The organism is Mycobacterium szulgai (assembly GCF_002116635.1).
In the GTDB taxonomy this organism is placed as follows: domain Bacteria; phylum Actinomycetota; class Actinomycetes; order Mycobacteriales; family Mycobacteriaceae; genus Mycobacterium; species Mycobacterium szulgai.
On record NZ_LQPW01000049.1, the window covers coordinates 54,924 to 77,125 of the forward strand.

The 22,202-nt window shown below is 68.3% G+C and carries 4 protein-coding genes and 1 pseudogene; all 5 read left to right on the top strand.

The window, feature by feature from the left end; translation table 11 throughout:
* Nucleotides 1–382: 382 nt before the first annotated feature.
* Nucleotides 383–1,441: pseudogene (locus AWC27_RS33145) on the top strand (beta-ketoacyl reductase); the annotation flags it as partial.
* Nucleotides 1,441–5,958, top strand: coding sequence for a type I polyketide synthase (locus AWC27_RS10580; protein WP_085670443.1), 4,518 nt, complete (start codon nucleotides 1,441–1,443; stop codon nucleotides 5,956–5,958). The pseudogene AWC27_RS33145 and the gene AWC27_RS10580, both read left to right, overlap by 1 nt.
* Nucleotides 5,959–5,963: 5 nt before the next feature.
* The gene (locus AWC27_RS10585) at nucleotides 5,964–12,326 is read left to right on the top strand and encodes a type I polyketide synthase (protein ID WP_085670444.1); all 6,363 of its coding nucleotides are present in this window, start codon (nucleotides 5,964–5,966) and stop codon (nucleotides 12,324–12,326) included.
* A complete protein-coding gene (locus tag AWC27_RS10590; RefSeq protein ID WP_085670445.1) occupies nucleotides 12,323–17,794 on the top strand; it encodes a type I polyketide synthase in 5,472 nt (1,823 codons plus the stop codon). Before AWC27_RS10585 ends, AWC27_RS10590 begins: the two co-directional genes overlap by 4 nt.
* Nucleotides 17,791–22,200 carry a type I polyketide synthase gene (locus tag AWC27_RS10595; protein ID WP_085670446.1) on the top strand — a complete coding sequence of 1,470 codons (4,410 nt, stop codon included), beginning with the start codon at nucleotides 17,791–17,793 and terminating at the stop codon, nucleotides 22,198–22,200. The genes AWC27_RS10590 and AWC27_RS10595 overlap by 4 nt, the downstream gene beginning before the upstream one ends.
* Nucleotides 22,201–22,202 lie beyond the last annotated feature (2 nt).

The following is a 22,202-nucleotide window of genomic DNA, read 5'->3' on the forward strand; positions in this document are numbered from 1 at the left end:
CGAAACCTCGGGTGCCGCGAAGCTGTTCGTCGTCAGCCGTAACGCCCAGCCGGTCGCCGAAGGCGACCGCGCCAACCCCGCCCACGGCGTGCTGTGGGGCCTGGGACGCACGCTTGCCCTGGAACACCCCGAGATCTGGGGCGGCATTGTCGATCTGGACGAGTCGGTGCCCGCCGAACTGGCGGCGCCGCAGCTGCTGAACGAAGTCGCCGGCAGCGACGGCGAAGACCAGGTCGTCTACCGCTGGGGCGTGCGGCACGTGGCACGGCTGCACCGCCGGGCCGTACCCGCAGATGCCCCGGTCCACCTCGATGCCGAGTCCAGCCAACTGGTCCTCGGTGCAACGGGCAACATCGGGCCGCATCTGATCCGCCAGCTCGCACAGATGGGCGCCAAGACCATCGTCGCGGCTTCCCGCAACCCCGGCGAACGGCTCCGGGAACTCACCGAAACCCTTGCCGCTCAAGGCACCAATCTCCTCACGGTGGCCGTCGATGCCACCGACGAGACCGCCATGGCTGCACTGTTCGACCGGTTCGGCGCCGACTTGCCGCGGCTGGAGGGCGTCTACCTCGCGGCCTTCGGCGGCGGCCCGGTCCTGCTCAGCGAAATGACCGACGACGACGTGCGCGCAATGTTCGCGCCCAAGCTCGACGCGGCCGCCATCGTGCATCGGTTGACGCTGAAGAAGCCGCTGCAACAATTCGTGTTGTTCTCCTCCATTTCCGGCCTCACCGGCTCGCGTTGGCTGGGGCACTACACCGCTACCAGCGGCTACCTGGACGCGCTGGCCTATGCGCGCCGCACGCTGGGGCTGGCGGCCACGACGGTCAATTGGGGATTGTGGAATTCCCTGGCCAACACCCAGGGCGACGGCAGCGTCAGCGTGGAATCCGGGCTGCGGCCGATGGACGACGAGCTGGCTATCGCTGCACTGCCCGTCGTGATGAGCCGCACTGCCGGGGTGCATTCCGTTGTGGTGGACGCGGATTGGCCGCTATTGGCCGAGGCGTACCGGACCCGCGGGTCGCTGCGCATCGTCGACGATCTGCTGCAGGCGGAGGCCTCACCGATCCCGGCCCGGGATTGGTCGCACCTGTCCCCGGCGGCGCTGCGCGAGGAATTCGAGAACGGGCTACGCGCCATCGTCGCGCGCGAGTTGCGGATTCCGGAGTCCGACCTGGAAACCGACCGGCCACTGGCCGAGCTGGGGCTCAACTCCTTGATGGCGATGGCGATTCGGCGCGAAGCCGAAATGTTCGTGGGCATGGAGCTCTCGGCGACCATGCTGTTCAACCACCCAACGGTCGCCACCCTGGCGGGCCATCTCGCGAAACTGATTGCGCCGCAAGAAGAAACCGAGATCGACCAAATCTCCAAGCTGTCCGCTTCTGCCGGCAGCACGCTGGACAGCTTGTTCGACCGCATCGAGTCTTCGTAATGCGAACCGTTTTCAGCCGCATTTCCGGCATGACGGCGCAGCAGCGCGCTGCCCTGACCGAAGAATTCAGCAAAGCCTCACGCACTACGCTGGCCGAGCCGGTGGCGGTGGTCGGTATCGGCTGCCGCTTTCCGGGCGACGTGACCGGCCCGGAGAGCTTCTGGGAGTTGCTGGTCGAGGGACGCAACGCGATCTCCGGGATTCCCGCCGACCGGTGGGATGCCGACGAGTACTACAGCCCAGACCCCTTGACACCTGGGCACATGACGACGAAGTGGGGCGGTTTCGTGCCCGACATCGCGGGATTCGACGCCGAGTTCTTCGGCATCACCCCGCGTGAGGCCGCATCCATGGACCCGCAGCAGCGGATGCTGCTCGAGGTTGCCTGGGAAGCGCTCGAACATGCCGGCATCCCAACGGATTCCCTGGCCGGCACGCGCACCGGCGTCATGATGGGCGTCTACTTCAGCGAGTACCAGTCCATGCTGGCGAGCAGCCGCGACAACGTCGACGCCTACACGGGCACCGGGAACTCACACAGCATCACCGCGGGACGCATCTCCTACATGCTGGGGCTGCGCGGCCCGGCGGCGGCCGTCGACACGGCATGCTCGTCATCGCTGACGGCAATCCACCTGGCCTGTCAGAGCCTGCGGTTGCGGGAAACCGACTTGGCGCTGGCCGGCGGGGTCAGCGTGACGCTGCGCCCCGAAACCCAAATCGCCATCTCCGCCTGGGGATTGCTGTCACCACAGGGCCGGTGTGCCACCTTCGATGCGTCCGCCGACGGCTTCGTGCGCGGCGAGGGCGCCGGAGTGGTGGTGCTCAAGCGGCTTACCGACGCGCTGCGTGACGGCGATCAGGTGCTGGCCGTGGTGCGCGGCTCGGCGGTCAACCAGGACGGGCGCTCCAACGGCATCACCGCACCCAACACCGCGGCCCAGTGCGACGTGATCGCCGACGCGCTGCGTTCGGCCGACGTCGCGCCCGAAAGCGTGCACTACGTCGAATCCCATGGCACCGGAACACAATTGGGCGACCCGATCGAATTCGAGGCGCTGGCCGCCACCTACGGCCGCGGCGACGGCTCGTGCGCGCTGGGCGCGGTCAAGACCAATATCGGTCATCTCGAGGCGGCGTCGGGGGTGGCCGGGTTCATCAAGGCGGTGCTGTCGGTGCAGCGCGGTCAAATCCCACCGAACCTGCACTTCTCGCAATGGAACCCGGCGATCGACGCGTCCTCGACACGCCTGTTCGTGCCGGTGGAAAACATTGCCTGGCCGTCGGATTCGGGTCCGCGCCGGGCGGCGGTGTCCTCCTTCGGGCTGGGTGGAACCAACGCGCATGCGATCATCGAGCAGGGCCCCGAGCTGACACCGGTGACCCCGGCCAACCCAGACACCGAGGTATCGACCCTGGTGGTGACGGGCAAGTCGGCGCAGCGGGTGGCCGCCACGGCCGACGTGCTGGCCGACTGGATGCAGGGCGCCGGGGCCGGCGTGGCACTGGCCGATGTCGCCCACACGCTCAACCATCACCGCGCCCGGCACGCCAAGTTCGGCGCCGTCGTCGCGCGCGATCGGGCCGATGCGATCGCCGGTCTGCGCGCCTTGGCCGCGGGCCAGCACGCCCCCGGCGTAATCAGCCCTCGCGACGGCTCACCGGGACCGGGAACGGTGTTCGTCTACTCCGGTCGCGGCTCGCAATGGGCCGGGATGGGCCGCAAATTGCTCACTGAAGAACCCGCCTTCGCCGCCGCGGTAGCCGAACTGGAACCGGTATTCGTCGAGCAGGCGGGCTTTTCGCTGCAGGACGTCCTGGCCAACGGCAAGGAACTCGTCGGCATCGAGCAGATCCAGCTCGGGTTGATCGGAATGCAGTTGGCGCTGACCGCGCTGTGGCGCTCCTACGGGGTGCACCCCGACGCGGTCATCGGTCACTCGATGGGCGAGGTGGCCGCGGCCGTGGTGGCCGGCGCGTTGACGCCCGCCCAGGGATTGCGGGTGACCGCCGTCCGGTCACGGCTGATGGCTCCGCAGTCCGGACAGGGCGGCATGGCGCTGCTCGGCCTCGACGTGCCCGCCACCGAGGCGCTGATCGCCGACCACCCGCAGGTGACGCTGGGTATCTACAACTCGCCGCGCCAAACGGTGATCTCCGGACCCACCGCGCAGATCGACGAGCTGATCGCGCAGGTGCGTGAGCAGAACCGATTCGCCAGCCGGGTCAATATCGAAGTGGCCCCGCACAATCCGGCAATGGATGCGCTGCAGCCCGCGATGCGCACTGAGCTGGCCGACCTGACGCCGCGCACCCCGACCATTCCGATCATCTCCACCACCTACGAAGACCTCCCCCAGACAACGGTTTTCGATGCCGAGCACTGGGCCACCAACATGCGCAACCCGGTGCGTTTCCAGCAGGCCGTCGCTGCGGCCGGCAGCGGCCCCGGCGGCTGTCACACGTTCATCGAAATCAGTGCCCACCCGCTGCTGACGCAGGCCATCAGCGACACGGTGGAAGACGCGCAGCCCGGCGCCAAGTACCTGGCCATCGGGACATTGCAACGCGACACCGACGACACCGTCACCTTCCGAGCCAATCTCGCTACGGTGTGCAGCACCCCGCCGCAGACACCGCATCCGGCCGAGCCGCACCCGCGGATCCCGGCCACGCCGTGGCGTCACACCCAACACTGGCTGGACCTTACGGCGACACGAGTGGCGGCGTCGGCGGACCACAACGGATTCCCGGTGCACCAGGGCACAGGCGGACCACTAGATGAGTGGTCGCATCGGGTGAGCTGGCCGGTCATCCCGCTGGCCGATGCCGAGATCGCCAGTGGGACAACCCGGCTGGTGATCGACGATGCGGCTCTGGCCGCCGAACTCGGCGCTCAGCTGCTCTCCGCCGACGCCGACGCAGCGCAATTGGCCGAAGCGCTCACCGGTGTCGATCAGGTGCTGTACGCACCACCGGTCCCGGGTGATCCGCTCGATCTACCGACCACCTATGAGCTGTTCCACCAGCTGCGTCGGGTGGCTGCGGTGCTGGCCGCACAACCCGTCGCGGCGAAACTGTTCGTGGTGACGCGCAACGCGCAGCCGATCGCCGAGGGCGACCACGCCAACCCCGCGCACGGAGCGCTGTGGGGCCTGGGGCGCACAGTGGCTCTCGAACACCCCGAAATCTGGGGTGGGGTCATCGATTTCGACGCGGCGGTGCCCGCCAGCGTGGTGGCCAAGCTGGTGCTGGCCGAAACAGCCGCCGTCGATGCCGACGACCAGGTGGTCTACCGGGCCGGCACCCGCCACGCGCCGCGGCTACGGCGTAGCTCTGTTCCCACCCAGGAGCCGGTGGATCTGGACTCCGACGCCAGCCAGCTGGTCATCGGCGCGACCGGCAATATCGGGCCGCACCTGATCAACCAACTCGCCCGGATGGGCGCCAAGACCATCGTTGCGGTCTCGCGCAACCCCGGCGAACGGCTGCGTGAACTCACCGAAACCCTTGCGGTGCAGGGAGTAGCGCTGATCCCGGTCGCCGCGGACGCCAGCGACGAAACGGCGATGAGCGCCCTGTTCGACCGGTTCGGCGCCGACCTGCCGCCGCTGGAAGGCATCTACCTGGCCGCGTTCGCCGGACAACCGGTCCTGCTCGCCGAGATGACCGACGACGACGTGCGGGACATGTTCGCACCCAAACTCGACGCCGCGGCGGTGCTGCACCGGCTGTCGCTCACGACTCCGGTGCGCCATTTCGTGTTGTTCTCCTCCATCTCCGGCCTGACCGGATCACGGTGGTTGGCCCATTACACCGCGACCAGCGGCTACCTCGACGCGCTGGCATACGCGCGCCGGGTGATGGGGCTACCGGCCACCACCGTCAACTGGGGACTGTGGAAGTCCCTGGCCGAGGCCGAACACGACGCCAGCCAGGTGAGCGTGGGCTCGGGTCTGCTGCCGATGGACGATGGGGTGGCCATCGGCGCGCTGCCGTACGTGATGAGCCCGGCCACCGGAGCGCATTCGGTTGTGGTGGCTGCGGATTGGCCGCTGCTGGCGGCTGCGTACCGCACCCGCGGGGCACTGCACATCGTCGACGACCTGCTGCCGGTGCCCGGTGAAACGGCACTGCCGGAAAGCGAATTCCGCATCGCGCTGCGCAAGTGCCAACCCGAGCGTCGCCACGACATGCTGCTCGACCAGGTGGCGCTGCTGGCCGCCAAGGTGATGGGGCTACCACCCGCCGAGTCGTTGGATCCTTCGACGGGATTCTTCCAACTCGGGATGGACTCTCTGATGAGCGTGACACTGCAGCGGGCGCTGTCCGACAGCCTCGGCGAATTCCTGCCCGCCTCTGTGGTTTTCGACTATCCAACCGTGTACAGCCTCACCGACTATCTGGCCACGGTCCTGCCGGAACTGGTCGAGCTGGACGAGGAACCGGTCGCTGATGCGTACGAAGACCTCACCGAAGACGAACTTCTGCAACAACTTTCGGAAAGGCTGAGCTAGGCGCGATGACGGCCGCGACACCAGATCGCCGGGCTATTATCGCCGAGGCGTTGCACAAGATTGACGATCTCACCGCACGGTTGGCGATCGCCGAGAAGGCCGGCACCGAGCCGATCGCGGTCGTCGGCATGGGCTGCCGGCTGCCTGGCGGGGTGAACAACCCGAACGAGTTCTGGGATTTGTTGCGCGACGGGCGAAGCGGCATCGTCCGGGTTCCCGCCGAACGCTGGGACGCCGACGCTCTCTACACCGAGGATCACACCGTCCCGGGAACGATCTGCAACCGCGAGGGCGGCTTCCTCACCAGCTGGCAGCCCGACGAATTCGACGCCGAATACTTCTCCATCACCCCGCGTGAGGCCGCGGCGATGGACCCGCAACAGCGGCTGTTCCTCGAGGTCGCCCTGGAGGCGCTGGAAAACGCGGGCATCGCCCCCCATACCATCCGCGGTACCCAGACCTCCGTGTTCGTCGGCGTCACCGCCTACGACTACATGCTCACCATGTCCGGCTCGGTAAGACCTGAGGACCTCGACGCCTACGTTCTGACCGGCAACGCGGCGAACTTCGCCGCCGGGCGGATGGCGTATCTGCTCGGGGCACGTGGCCCCGCAGTGGTTCTCGACACGGCATGTTCGTCGTCGCTGGTTGCCATCCACCTCGCCTGCCAGAGCCTGCGCTGGCGCGAAAGCGACACGGCACTGGTAGGTGGCACCAACCTGTTGCTCAGCCCGGGCACCAGCATCGCGTGCTCGCGCTGGGGAATGTTGTCGCCGGAAGGGCAGTGCAAGACCTTCGACGCGTCCGCTGACGGGTATGTGCGCAGCGAAGGCTGCGGCGTCGTAGTGCTCAAGCGGTTGTCCGACGCACAGCGCGACGGCAACCCGATCCTGGCGGTGGTGCGCGGTTCGGCGGTCAATCAGGACGGCGCCAGCAGCGGGGTGACCGTACCCAACGGTCCGGCTCAGCAGGCGCTGTTGCGCCAGGCGCTTACGTCGGCCAAATTGCAGCCGGCCGATATCGACTACATCGAAGCGCATGGCACCGGCACTCCGCTCGGCGATCCGATCGAGCTCGATTCGCTGAGCAAGGTTTTCGACGATCGCGGCGGTGGCCGGCCGTTGGTGCTGGGATCGGTGAAGACCAACCTCGGACACCTGGAGGCCGCGGCGGGCATCGCCGGCTTCATGAAAACCGTGCTGGCCCTGGGCCATCGGCACATCCCCCGCCACCTCAACTTCGAGACCCTGACGCCACACGCCAGCGAGGCCGTCGCCCGGCTGACCATCGCGTCGGAAGGCATGGAATGGCCGGACAATGATCGGCCCCGCCGGGCGGGTGTGTCGTCGTTCGGCGTCAGCGGGACCAACGCGCATGTGGTCATCGAGCAGGCGCCGGATTCACCGGTGCCGCAACCGGTTTCGCCTCCCCCCGTGTCGACGCTGGTGGTCTCCGGCAAGACTGCGCAGCGGGTGGCCGCAACGGCCGCCGTGCTGGCCGACTGGATGGCGGGCCCCGGCGCCGAAATCCCGCTGGCCGACGTCGCACACACGCTTAACCATCACCGGCCCCGGCATCCCAAGTTCGCCACGGTGGTGGCCCGCGAGCGCACGCAGGCGGTGACCGGATTGCGGGCACTGGCATCCGGCCAGCCGGGGCCCGGCACAGTCGGCTGTAACGAAGCCCCTGCTGGTCCGGGCACGGTCTTCTTGTATTCCGGCCAGGGCTCGCAATGGGTGGGCATGGGCCGGCGGCTACTGGCCGAGGAGCCCGCATTCGCTGCGGCGATCGCCGAACTCGAGCCAGATTTCGTTGCGCAGGCGGGTTTTTCGCTGCAGGAAACCCTGACCGATAGCCACGAGGTGGTGGGCATCGAGCGGATCCAGCCGGTGCTGGTCGCGATCCAGCTCGCACTGACCGCACTCTGGCGCCACTACGGGGTCACCCCCGACACGGTGATCGGGCACTCGATGGGCGAAGTGTCGGCGGCCGTAGTCGCCGGCGCGCTTACCCCGGCCGAGGGACTCAAGGTGATCGCCACCCGGTCGCGGCTGATGGCCCAGTTGTCCGGTCAGGGCGCCATGGCGCTGCTGGAACTCGACGCCGGCGCGGTCCAAGCGCTGATCACTGAGTATCCACAGCTCACCCTGGCCGTACACGCCTCGCCGCGGCAATCGGTGATCGCCGGTCCCCCCGAGCAGGTGGACGCGGTCATCGAGAAGGTCGCCGCCCAGGACCTGCTGGCCCGGCGCATCGAGGTCGACGTCGCCTCGCACCACCCGATCATCGACCCGGTACTGCCGCAATTGCGTTCCGCGCTGGCCGACTTGGCGCCGAAGCCGCCGGCCATCCCGATGCTCACCACCGTCTATGACGGCACGGCGCCGCTGCTCGACGCCGACTACTGGGCGGCCAATCTGCGCAACCCGGTGCGCTTCCACCAGGCTGTGAGCGCCGCTGCGGAAAACCACCACACCTTCATCGAGATCAGCCCCCATCCCCTGCTCACTTACGCCATCACCGACACCCTCGGCGACACCGGCGCACACGTGGGCGGCACCCTGCAGCGCGACACCGACGACACCGTCACCTTCCACACCAACCTCAACGCCACCCATACCACCCGGCCACCCGACACGCCGCATCCGCCGGAGCCGCATCCGCAGCTGCCCAACACGCCGTGGCAACACACCCGGCACTGGATCAAAACCGGTTCCGGCGCACCGCATTCGGCGCACGCCCACCCGCTGCTCGGCATCGGTGTGCACGACCCGACCAACGGCACCCGGGTGTGGCAGTGCGAGGTCAGCCCCGACCTGCTGTGGCTCGGCGACCATTGCGTCGACGACACGTGCGTGCTGCCCGGGGCGGCTTACGCGGACATCGCCCTGGCGGCAGCGGCGGACGCGTTCGGGACCCAGACACCGTGGATGATCGGCGAGCTCACCCTCGACCAGCTGATGCATGTCACTCCAGGCACGCTGATCGTCACCACCCTCACCGGCGACGACCGCCGGTGCCGAATCGAAATCCGCACCCGCAGTGCTCCTTCCAGCTGGATCAAGCACGCCACGGCGACGCTGCTGCCGGTGACGCCGTCCACGCGCGGTGCCGTGGATCCCGACGCGGGCCAGGGCGCGGCCGGATTAGACTCCGACGACCTGTATCAGCGGCTGCGCGACGCCGGCCAACAACACGGACCGGCGTTTCGCGGCATCGTCGGACTCGAGGTCGCGGCGTCGGGCGCAGCCCACGCCCAGGTGCGGCTGCCAGCGGCGGCCAAAGCCGGTTCCCGCAAGTTCGTGCTGCACCCGGTCATGATGGACATCGCGCTGCAGACGCTGGGCGCCACCCAGCTGGCAACGGATTTGGCGGCCGGCGGAGCCGGCCAGCGCGCGACAGTGCTTCCGGTGCGTTTCGCGGGCGTGCGCGTGCATGGCGACGTGGTCGACGGGGCACGTGCGGTCGGCTCGCTTACCCCCACCGACAATCCGGATCGGCTGGTCGGTCAGGTGGTGCTGTTCGATGCGGACGGCCGGAAGCTGCTGGAGATCGACGAAGTCGAGATGGCGGTGCTGCAATCACGCGGCGGTGCAAGCGAACTCATGAACCGCTTGTTCACCCTGGAGTGGGAGCCGGCGTTATTGCAGAAGCCGGCCAGCGAGGTCGGCGCGCTGCTGCTGGTCGCCGACGGTGCCCCCGGCGATTCGCTGCTGACCTCCCTGCGCGATCGGATCGGCAAGTGCGACCTGGTTTCCGGCAGCGACGCGGATGCGATCCGGGACGCGATCAGCCGGCGCGACACGCAATGGGACGGCGTCGTCATGGTCCACCCGACCCGGGCAGCCGACGAATCCGCGCCCGCCGAAACCCAATTGGAGCTGGCTCGCCAACGCACGCTGCGAATTGTCGACGTCGTCAGGGCCGTGTCGAGGGTGGGGGCGCGCAACAGCCCGCGCTTGTGGATCGTCACGCACGGGGCCCAGCAGTTGGACTCCGGCGACTCGGTGACGTTGCCGCAGGCGCAGCTTCGCGGCATCGCGCGGGTGCTGACATTCGAGCACCCCGAGCTCAAGACGACGATCGTCGACTTGGACGCAGAGGCAGATCCCGATGGCGCGGTTTCAGGTCTGGTCGAGGAGTTACTGGCCGGCGCCGACGACGACGAGGTGGCACTGCGCGGCGGGCAACGCTACGTGAGGCGGCTGGTTGCCGCCCCGACCGTTGCCGGCGAGCTGGCCAGCGAAGACCGCAACATCACCGTAGATGTCGACGCCGGCGCTGCCTTCGCGTTGGATCTCGAGAGCCGGAAAGTACTTGCGGTCAAACGGGTCCCCAGCACCGACGACCAAGTCGAGATCCGCGTGATCACCGCGGCGCTGCGCGGCAGCGACTGCGTCGGCGTGGTGACCGCCGGTCCCGAAGAAGGTCGCCGCGTCATCGCTTTCGGCAACGGGACCGTCGGCTCGCACGTGACGACCAGCGCCGATCTCGTCGTGCCCATCCCCGACGCACTGTTGGATTCCCAAGCTGCGGCATTCGGCCTGCCCTACCTCACGGCGTGGCATTCGCTGTGCACGGTCGGACGGCTGACGGCCGGCGAGCGGGTGCTCATCCATTCGGCCACCGACGGCGTGGATTTGGCGGCGGTGTCCATCGCCAAGATGATCGGCGCGCGCATTTTCGCGACGGCGGCATCGCAGGCCCGGCGGGACATGCTGACCGAGCTGGGCGCCGAATACGTCGGCGACTCGAGCGGCGTGGCCTTCGCCGACGAGATTCTCGACATCACCGGCGGCGCCGGAGTGGATGTGGTGCTCAATTCCCTTGCCGGAGACGCAATTCGCGCGGGAATGCAAACGCTGGCCCCGGGTGGCCGGTTCATCGAACTCGGCAAGCAGGACACCGACACCTCGATCGGGCTGGCCGCGCTGGCCCGCAGTGCGTCCTTCTGCGTCGTCGACATGGAGCTGAATCTGCGGCTGCAGCCCAAGCGGTATCGCGAATACCTCGGGGAGATACTGCGGCACGCCGAACAAGGCCGGCTGGCCCCACTGCCGGTCACCGAGTTCACATTCGAGAATGTCGCAGCTGCCTTGCAGTCGTTGGCATCCGGCGAGCAGGCCGGCCGGATCGTCATTGCGATACCGCAAACCGGCAGCATTACCGCCCTGGCTTCGCCGCCGGCTGCACCGCTGGTCAAATCCGACGGCGGCTACCTGGTCGCCGGCGGCATGGGCGGTCTCGGTTTGGTGACCGCGCGCTGGCTGGCCCAACAGGGCGCGGGATTGGTTGTGGTCAACGGGCGTTCGGCGCCCGGCGCGGACGTGCTGGCCGAGATCGACGACATCAACAGCCAAGGTGGCCGGGTCGAAGTGGTTACCGGCGACCTCGCCGACCCCGACACCTCGCGGCGCCTGGTGGCCGCGGTCGAAAATGCCGGTTTCCGGCTGGCCGGTGTGGTGCACAGCGCCATGGTGCTGGCCGACGAAATCGTGCTCAACATCTCCGAGTCGGCCGCGGCGCGGGTTTTGGCCCCGAAGGTTGCCGGCGGCTGGTGGCTGCATGAGGCCACCAAACATGCCGACGTCGATTGGTGGGTGTCGTTCTCGTCGGTGGCCTCGCTGCTCGGCGCGCCGGGCCAGGGCTCCTACGCGGCCGCGAATTCGTGGATCGATGGCCTGGTGGCCTACCGGCGGTCGCTGGGATTGCCCGCGGCCGCAATCAACTGGGGCCCGTGGGCCGAAGTGGGTCGCGCCCAGTTCTTCGCCGATCTGGGCGTCGCCATGATCACCCCGGCACAGGGACTGGCGGCGATGGAGCTGGTGTTGTCCGCTGATCGGGCCCGCACCGGCGTATTCGCCCTCGATGCGCGCCAGTGGTTCCAATCCTTCCCGGCCGCCGCGGGATCTTCGCTGTTCGCAAAGCTGCAGGATTCGATCACCGTCGAGCAACGCGGCGGCGGCCGGATCCGCGCCGAACTGGACGCGTGCGACCCCGATGAGCGCCCGGCCCGCCTGGCCACCGCGATCGCCGACGAAATCCGGGCGGTGCTGCGCTCCTGCGAACCGATCGACCACAGTCGCCCGCTGGAGTCGCTCGGCCTGGACTCATTGATGGCGCTGGAATTGCGCAACAGGCTCGAAGCGAGCCTGGGCACCACTTTGCCGGTCGCGCTGGTGTGGGCGTACCCGACGATCACCGATCTGGCCGGTGCACTGTGCGAACGGCTCGGCTACTCCGATGCCCTCGAGGCCGAGCAGCTGCCCGACGCCGAGCCGGCGCTGTCGGATGAGGAGATGGAATTGCTGTCCGACCTGGTCGCGGCAAGTGAGCTGGAAGCTGCAACGGAGGGCGCCGAGTCATGACCAGTCTGGCCGACCGCGCGGCACAGATGTCGCCGAAGGCGCGCGAGGTTCTCGCGCGCGAGCTGGTGCGTGTGGGCACGGCGTTTCCCACCGATGTCGCCGAGCCGATCGCGGTCATCGGTATGGGTTGCCGGATGCCCGGGAATGTATCTGGGCCGCAGAGCTTCTGGGAGCTGCTGCGCGAAGGCCGCGACACCGTGACCGAGGTGCCGGCCGATCGCTGGGACGCCGACGCGTTCTACGACCCCGATCCGCAGGCACCGGGCCGGATGACGACGAAGTGGGGGGCGTTCGTCGACGACGTCGCCGGCTTCGACGCCGACTTCTTCGGTATCACCCCGCGCGAAGCCGCGGCGATGGATCCCCAGCACCGCTTGCTGCTGGAGGTGGCGTGGGAGGCGCTGGAGCATGCGGGCCTGCCTCCGGACTCGTTGAGCGGCAGCCAAACCGCCGCGATCATGGGCTTGTCGACGTTCGACTACACGATCGTCAACATCGAGCACCGCGCCGAGATCGACGCCTATCTGAGCACCGGGACGCCGCATTCGGCTGCGGTGGGCCGGATTTCGTATCTGCTGGGATTGCGGGGCCCGGCGGTGGCGGTGGACACCGCGTGTTCGTCGTCGCTGGTGTCGGTTCACCTGGCCTGCCAAAGCCTGCGCTTGCGGGAAAGCGACGTGGCATTGGCCGGCGGCGTGCAGCTTTCGCTGTCGCCGTTCACCTCGATCGCGGTGGCCAAATGGTCGGCGCTGTCGCCGACGGGCCGGTCCAAGGCGTTTGACGCCACGGCCGACGGGTTCGCCCGCGGCGAGGGTTGCGGGGTGGTGGTGCTCAAGCGGTTGTCCGATGCGACCCGCGACGGCGACCGGGTGCTGGCCGTGATCCGCGGCTCGGCGATCAACCAGGACGGCCGGTCCAACGGCATGACCGCCCCGAACGCCTTGGCGCAACGCGACGTGATCACCACCGCGCTGCGCCAGGCCGACATCACCCCCGAAAGCGTCAGTTACGTCGAAACCCACGGCACCGGAACGATTTTGGGCGACCCGATCGAGTTCGAGGCGCTGGCCGCCACCTACGGCCGCGGCGAAGGCCGCTGCGCACTGGGTGCTGTCAAGACCAACATCGGTCACCTGGAGGCGGCCGCCGGCGTCGCCGGATTGATCAAGGCGATTCTGGCCGTCGGGCACGGATACATCCCCCGCAATCTGCATTTCACCCGCTGGAACCCCGCGATCGACCCGTCGTCGACGCGGCTGTTCGTGCCGACCGAGGGCACCGCCTGGCCCGCCGGGCCCGGCCCGCGCCGGGCCGCCGTGTCGTCGTTCGGCCTCAGCGGCACCAACTCGCACGTGGTGATCGAGCAGGCACCCGCGCCGGCGGCGGCGCCGCAGCCGCAATCCACCCCGCCGGTCACCACATTGGTGGTGTCGGGCAAGGCGCCCCAGCGGGTTGCCGCGACCGCCGCAGCGCTGGCCGACTGGATGGACGGCCCTGGCGCCGCGGTGCCGCTGGCCGATGTCGCGCACACGCTCGCCCGGCACCGCGCCCACCATGCCAAATCCGCCGCCGTGGTGGCCCGCGACCGCGCCCAAGCGCTCGCCGGCCTGCGCTCGGTGGCCGCCGGTAAACCTGCCCCGAACGTGGCTGGTCCGCAGGATGCTTCGCCCGGACCGGGCACGGTGTTCGTGTATTCGGGACGCGGCTCACAGTGGGCTGGAATGGGCCGGCTGTTGCTCGCCGACGAACCCGCGTTCGCCGCCGCCGTCGCCGAACTCGAACCCGATTTCGTTGCCCAAGCCGGGTTTTCGCTGCACGACGTGCTCGCCGGCGGCAAAGAACTGGTTGGCATCGAGCAGATCCAGCTGGGCCTGATCGGCATGCAACTGGCGCTGACCGCGCTTTGGCGCTCCTACGGGGTTGAGCCCGACCTGGTGATCGGCCACTCCATGGGCGAGGTGGCCGCCGCCGTGGTCGCCGGGGCGCTCACCCCGGCCGAAGGGTTGCGGGTGACCGCCACCCGCTCGCGGCTGATGGCCCCGCTGTCCGGGCAGGGCGGCATGGCTCTGCTGGAGCTCGACGCCGCAGAGACCGAAGAGTTGATCACCGACTACCCGCAAGTGACACTGGGCATCTACAACTCGCCGCGCCAGAGCGTGATCTCCGGGCCCACCGAGCAGATCGAAGACCTGATCGCCCGGGTGCGCGGCCAGGACCGCTTCGCCAGCCGGGTCAACATCGAAGTGGCCCCGCACAATCCGGCGATGGACGCGCTGCAACCCCAGATGCGTTCGGAACTGGCCGATTTGAGTCCGCGCACCCCGACCATTCCGATCATTTCGACCACCTACGAAACCATCGGTAGCTCAACCGTTTTCGACGCCGAGCACTGGGCCACCAACATGCGCAATCCGGTGCGCTTCCAGCAGGCCGTCGTGGCCGCCGGCAGCAACCACCACACGTTCATCGAGATCAGCGCCCACCCGCTGCTCACCCACGCCATCACCGAAACCCTGGACGACGCACACCGCGAACGACGGTTTCGCAGCATCGGCACCTTGCACCGCGACGCCGACGACACCATCGCCTTCCATACCCAGCTCGCTTCCGTCCTCACGGCTCCGACCACGCCCGGCGCGAAGCTGGCCGATATCCCGACGACGCCGTGGCAGCACGCCCAGTTCTGGGTCGAGGACCGATCCGGAATGGCCGATCTGTCGAATGTCTTGGGCCCGAACGCACATCCACTGCTCGGCGTGCACGTCGAGGTTCCGTCCAGCCACGATCACGTCTGGCAGGCCGACGTCGGCACCGACGTGTGCCCCTGGCTGGCCGACCACCGGGTGTTCGGCCAGTCGATCATGCCGGCCGCGGGCTACGCCGAGATCGCTGCGGCCGCGGCCAGCGAAGCGCTCGGCCTGCCGGTCAATGCCCTGTCGATCAACCAGCTCGAAGTCGAACAGATGCTCACCCTGGGCGGCCACACTCAGCTGACGACCCAACTGATCCGCAACGGGGACGCCAAGATCCGTATCGAGATCTACTCGCGCTCGGCGAGCGGCGACTGGACGCGGCATGCGGTCGCCAAAGCGGAACCGAACACTGATAGCGCGCCCGAGCCACCCTTGCCGGCCGCCGGCCAGCCGAAAATCGCTGTGGCACCGGCCGACATGTACGCCCTGCTGCGACAGGCCGGCCAGCATTACGGTCCGGCGTTCGCGGCTTTGACCCGAATCGACCGCCTGTCGGATGGCTCGGCCGAAACCGAGGTGACCCTGTCGGCCGACGCGCCCCGTCATCCGGGGTATCGGATCCACCCGGCGCTGCTGGACGCCGCGCTGCAGAGTTTGGCGGCGGCGATGTCCAGTGACGGCCCCGCGGGGCCGGCCGGGTCGGCCGAATCCAGTTATCTCCCAGTGTCCATCGGCAGCCTGCGCATCTACCGCGACCCGGGCCGCTACGCCCGGTGCCGGGCCAAACTGAGCAGCCTCGATGACAGTGGGTCTGGAAAGCTGGGCCGTATCGTCTTGACCGACGACGCAGGGAAGGTGACAGCCGAGGTCAACGACATCTACCTGCGCTCGGTCGAACGCCGCAGCGTGCCACTGCCGTTGGCACAGAAGATCTTCGAATCGCATTGGGTGCCCAGGCCGCTCTCGGACTCACCTACCGCCGAAGCCAGCCCGGGCAGTTGGCTGGTGCTCAGCGAAGCGGGCGCCAAGACCCTGGCCGAGGAATTCACCAACGGCTGGCGTAGCGCGACGCGCCGCGTCACGACTGCCGTCCTCGACGACGAGCAAGCGATGCTCGCCGCGTTCGGCGAGACCGCCGGTGATCCCGAGCATCCGCCCGCCGGCGTGATTGTCTTCCTGCCCGAAGGATCCACCGGGCCCGATACAGGGGTCATTGAGGCGCGCGACTTGGTGTGGTCGATCACCACGGTGGTGCGCGCGGTCGTCGGCGGTTGGCACGGCCAATCCCCGCGACTGTGGCTGGTCACTTCCGGCGGTCTGGCCGTCGGCGACGAGGCGGGCCGGCCCGCGATCGGTGCGCTGCAGGGCCTGGTGCGCGTGCTGACCTACGAGCACCCGGAGCTGCGCGCCACCCTGGTCGATCTGGACGGTACCGGCGATACCGGAAGCGCCACAAAGGTTTTGACCGCCGAACTCTGCGCTCCCGATTCCGACCTGGTGAACAGCGTCATCGCCTGGCGCGGCGAGCACCGATTCGTCGAGCGGCTGGGGCGAGCAGCCCTCGGCGATGCGACGGGCAATCCGGTGGTGCGCACCGGAGCGTCTTACATCATCACCGGCGGCCTCGGCGGCCTGGGCCTGGTGGTGGCACGCTGGCTGGTGGACAACGGCGCGGGCCGGGTGATCCTCAACGGCCGCAGCGAGCCCGCCGAGGAACAGCGCCAGATCCTCGCCGAATTGGAAGACCGAGCCGAAATCGCCGTGGTTCGAGGCGATGTGGCGGCCCCGGGTGTCGCCGAACAGCTTGTTGCGGCCGCCGAGGAGGGCGGTCGCCAGTTGCGCGGCGTCCTACACGCAGCGGCCGTGATCGACGACAGCCTGCTGTACTCCATGAAGCGCGACAGCCTGGAACGGGTGTGGGCGCCCAAAGCCATTGGCGCGCTTGCGCTGCACCAGGCCAGCCTCACCCGTGAGCTGGACTGGTGGGTCGGCTTCTCGTCCACTGCTTCGCTGCTCGGGGCTCCCGGGCAGGGCGCCTACGCGTGTGCGAACGCCTGGCTGGACGCGCTGGTCGCCTGGCGGCGTGCCGAGGGGCTGCCGGCGGCGACGATCAACTGGGGCCCGTGGTCGGACGTGGGCATGGCCCGCTCCTTGGCCGTCAGCGTGCTCGACCCGATCGCTCCCGCCGAGGGCATCGAAGCCATGGAAGCGTTGCTGGCCGGCGACCGGCGCCAAACCGGCGTGGCGCGACTGCGTCCGGACCGCGCGCTCATCGCGTTCCCCGAGATCCGCAACCATGAATTCTTCGCAGCGGTGGTCGAGGAGCTGGACGCCGCCGGTGGCGGCGACGACTGGGCCGGACCCGAAGCGCTTGCCGACCTCGATCCGGCAGAGGTACCGCGCGTCGTCATCGACCAACTACGCGCCCGGATCGCGGCGGTAATGGGCTACGGTGACAAATCGGCCGTCGATCCCAGCATGCCGCTGCTCGACCTCGGGATGGATTCCCTGATGGCCGTTCGGATCCGCAACACCGCCCGCGCGGACTTCGGTGCGGAACCGCCGGTGGCCTTGCTGCTGCAGGGCGCGACGCTGCACGACATCGCGGCCGACCTGATACGTCAACTCGGGCTTTCGGCGCCCGATCAAGAAGCCGCAGACCTGAAAAACAGTGCCACTGTCCGCGACCGGGCGCAGCAGCGTGCGGCCGCGCGACAAGGAGCCGCAACGCGGCGACGGCCAAAGCCTGCAGTACAGGGAGGAACAAACCAGTGAGCATTCCCGACAACGCGATCGCGGTCGTCGGCATGGCCGGCAAGTTCCCTGGCGCCAACAATGTTTCGGCGTTCTGGGACAACCTCCGGCGCGGCAAGGAGTCGATCGTCACACTGTCCGAGCAGCAGCTCCGCGACGCCGGAATCAGTGACAAGGTGCTGTCCAACCCGGCCTATGTGCGGCGCGCGCCGCTGCTGGACGGGGTTGACGAGTTCGACGCCGACTTCTTCGGCTTCCCACCGGTGCTTGCCCGTTCGCTGGACCCTCAACACCGGTTGTTCCTGCAGTGCGCGTGGCACGCACTCGAAGACGCCGGCTGTGACCCGGCACAGTTCGACGGCTCGATCGGTGTATACGGAACCAGCTCGCCCAGCGGCTATCTGCTGCACAACCTGCTGTCGCACCGCGACCCGAACGAGATGATGGCCGAGGGGCTCGATTTCGAGCAGGTCAGCATGTTCCTGCAGAACGACAAGGACTTTCTGGCGACGAGGATCTCGCATCAGTTCAACCTGCGCGGCCCGAGTATCGCGGTGCAGACCGCGTGCTCGTCGTCACTGGTTGCCGTCCACCTGGCCTGCATGAGCCTGCTCAGCGGCGAATGCGACATGGCGCTGGCCGGCGGCGTATCGCTGGCCATCCCGCACCATGTCGGGTACTGGCACTCGCCGGGTCAGATGCTTTCGGCGGTGGGCCACTGCCGCCCCTTCGACGTCCGGGCCGATGGCACGGTCTTCGGCAGCGGCGTCGGGATGGTCGCGCTCAAGCCGCTGCAGGCCGCCATTGACGCCGGGGACCGGATTCACGCAGTCATCCGCGGATCGGCGATCAACAACGACGGATCGGTCAAGATGGGTTTCGCCGCACCCAGCGCGTCCGCCCAGGCCGACTGTATCGCCGAGGCACACGCGGTGTCCGGCATCGACGCGTCGACCGTGAGCTACGTCGAGACGCACGGTACCGGCACGCCGCTGGGTGACCCAATTGAAATAACCGGTCTGCGAACGGCTTTCGAGATCTCTGAAGAACCCCGCTCAGGCCCGTGTGTCATCGGGTCGGTCAAGTCCAACATCGGCCACCTGGAAGTCGCCGCCGGAGTCGCTGCGCTGATCAAGACGATCCTGTGTCTGAAGAACAAGGCGATCCCGGCCACGCTGCACTACACCAGTCCCAACCCGGAACTGCGTCTGGACGAGAGCCCGTTCACGGTACAAAGCAAGTACGGCCCGTGGGAGTACGACGGTGTGCGCCGGGCTGGGGTCAGCTCGTTCGGCATCGGCGGCACCAATGCGCACGTCGTGCTGGAAGAGGCACCCGAGGTTCCCACCTCGGCGGAATCAGCCGGTCCCCAGGTGTTGCTGCTGTCGGCGAAAACCGCCGCGGCACTTGAGGAATCACGCACCGCCCTGGCCGGCACGCTGAGCAAGTTTGACGGCCTGGACCTCGCCGATGTCGCGCACACGCTCGCCGGACGCCGCCGGCACGACGTGACGATGGCGGCCGTCGTGCACGACCGGGACCACGCGGTCACCTTGCTGCGAGCGGCCGAGAACGACAACATCTTTCTCGGCGAATCCGCCCAGGAAGGCGACGCCACCACATCCGCCGCCACAGACCGGGTTGTCTTCCTGTTCCCCGGTCAGGGCGCCCAGCACGTCGGAATGGCCAAAGGTCTCTACGACACCCAGCCCGTGTTCGCCGAAACCTTCGACGCCTGCGCCGCTGGCTTCCGCGAGGAGATGGGCATCGATCTGCATGCCGAGATATTCAGCGGTACTGCAACGGATCTCGAGCGCATCGACCGGTCGCAACCCGCGCTGTTCACCGTCGAGTACGCGCTGGCGAAACTGGTCGACACCTACGGTGTGGCCGCCGGGGCGTACATCGGCTACAGCACGGGTGAGTACATAGCTGCCACGCTGGCCGGGGTATTCGACCTCGAGACTGCGATCAAGACGGTGGCGCTGCGGGCCCGGCTGATGAACGAGTCGGCGCCGGGCGCCATGGTCGCGGTCGCGCTGAACCCGGACGACGTGGCCGAATACCTCGGCAACGGCGTCGAGCTGTCGGCGGTCAACGATCCCGGCAACTGCGTGGTCGCCGGGCCCACGGACGAGATCCGGGCATTCACCCAGCGCCTTGCCGAGCGCGGGGTGCCGGTGCGGCGGGTGCGCGCGACGCACGCCTTCCATTCCAGCGCAATGGAACCCATGCTGCCCGAATTCGAGGCATTCCTGTCACGCCAGGAGCTACGGGCCCCGCAAACCCCGCTGCTGAGCAACCTCACCGGAACCTGGATGACGGCCGAGCAGGTAGCCGACCCAGCCAGCTGGGCACGCCAAATCAGTTCCCCCATCCGGTTCGCCGACGAACTCGATGTGGTGCTCAGCCAACCCGGCCGGATCCTGGTAGAGGTGGGTCCCGGCGGCAGCCTGACCGGTTCGGCGATGCGGCACGGCAAGTGGTCGGGCGGGCATCGCGCGGTTCGGCTGATGCGCCACCCGATCCAGAACGTCGACGACCGCGACGCCTTCCTGCGCGGTCTCGGTGAACTGTGGTCGGCCGGACTCGCAATCGACTGGTCGCCGCTGCAATCCGGGCGGCCACACATCGTTTCGCTACCCGGCTATCCGTTTGCCCGGCAACGGCATTGGATCGACCCGAAGCAGACGGTCCGGGTGCACGCCCCCACCGCCACCAACGGCGCGGCCCTGGCCGCCGATCCCGCCTCCGCCCAGGTGCGGGCCAACGGGCAATCGCAGACCGAGGCCACGTTGCAGCGCATCTGGCAGCAGTCCATGGGGGTCGGCTCGATCGACCGCAACGCCAACTTCTTCGACATGGGCGGCGACTCCCTGATGGCGATCAGCATCGCGATGAGCGCGGCCAACGAAGGGCTGACCATCACCCCGCAGGACCTCTACGAGCACCCGACCCTGGCGTCGCTCACCGCGGCCGTCGATGCCTCGTTTGCGTCCAGCGGATTGGCGAAACCGCCGGAGCCGCAGGCTAACCCGGCAGTTCCACCGAACATCGCGTACTTCCTGGACCGCGGATTGCGTGACACCGGCCGCTGGCGGGCTCCCCTCATCCTGCGGCTGGAACCGACGGTCGGCCCAGCGGACATCGTGGCGGTCCTGACCGCGGTGACCGAGCACCACGCTGCGCTGCGCCTGCAGCTCGTCGAGAATGCCGGGATCTGGGAACAGCACATCGCTGCGCCCGAAGAATTCAGTGGGCTCTCGACCCGGGCACTTCCCGAGGATCTGGCCCCCGGCAGCCCGGAAGAGCGGGCGGCGGTCTGGAACATCCTGGCCGAAGTGATTGCGCAACAGAACGTTTCCAATGTCCCGCTGACCGCGGTACTCATCACCGGCGCTCCCGGCGCCCCGCAATATCTGGGCCTGGGAGTGCACGAGATGGTCGCCGACGACACCGGCCGCCAAATACTGGGCACCGACATCGTCACCGCGTTCGGGCAACGGCTCGCCGACCAGGAGATCACTCTGGAAGCCACCGGCACCGGGTGGCGGGAGTGGTCGCTGCGTTGCGCCGCGCTGGCCACGCATCCGGCGGCGCTGGACACCCGCGGCTACTGGATCGACACCGTCGGCAAGGCCACGGTGTGGCCGGCCGATGCCGAGAGTGCCCAGCCACCTTCCCCCGCCGACCTGATTCGGTTGTCGTCCGCCCTGACCGGCGAACAGACATCGGAGGTCGACGACGCCCGGCGCCGGTTCCGGCGGTCGATTCAAGAAATCCTGCTTGCCGCGCTGGGCCGCACCATTGCCCAGACCATCGGTGAGGGCGTAGTCGCCGTCGACCTCGAGGGCGAGGGGCGTTCGGTGCTGCGGCCAGACGTCGACGTCCGCAGAACCGTCGGCTGGTTCACCACCTACTACCCGGTCGCGCTGGAATGCGCCAAGGGCCGCGACGAAACGGCGATTCAGGAGATCGACGCCGTGCACAGCACCCTGAAAGCCGTCCCGCACTACGGAATCGGCTACGGACTGCTGCGGTATCTCTACGCACCGACCGGACGCGTCTTCGGTGCGCAACGCACTCCCGACATCCACTTCCGGTATGCCGGCGTGATTCCCGAGGTGCCGCAGATCGACGCGCCTGTGCAATTCGACTCCGACCTGTCGCTGCCACTGCGCGAGACGATTCCCGGGCTGGGACACGCCATCGAGATTCGGGCGTACCGGTCCGGCGGCGCACTGCATCTGGACTGGTGGTACGACAGCCGCCGGATCCCGTCGGCAACGGCGGAAGCGCTGATGCAGAACTTCCCGGCTGCGCTCAGCATTCTGATCCAGGAGGCGATCGCCGCAGAGCACGCGGAGAGCGAATTGGTCGGGGCCCCCGAAGCCGGCGCTCTGGTGGACCTGTCGAGCCTTGACTGAGG

Coding starts and splice junctions, on each gene's coding strand:
- AWC27_RS10585 (WP_085670444.1), top strand. CDS start 5,964: ATGACGGCCGCGACACCAGATCGCCGGGCTATTATCGCCGAGGCGTTG.
- AWC27_RS10590 (WP_085670445.1), top strand. CDS start 12,323: ATGACCAGTCTGGCCGACCGCGCGGCACAGATGTCGCCGAAGGCGCGC.
- AWC27_RS10580 (WP_085670443.1), top strand. CDS start 1,441: ATGCGAACCGTTTTCAGCCGCATTTCCGGCATGACGGCGCAGCAGCGC.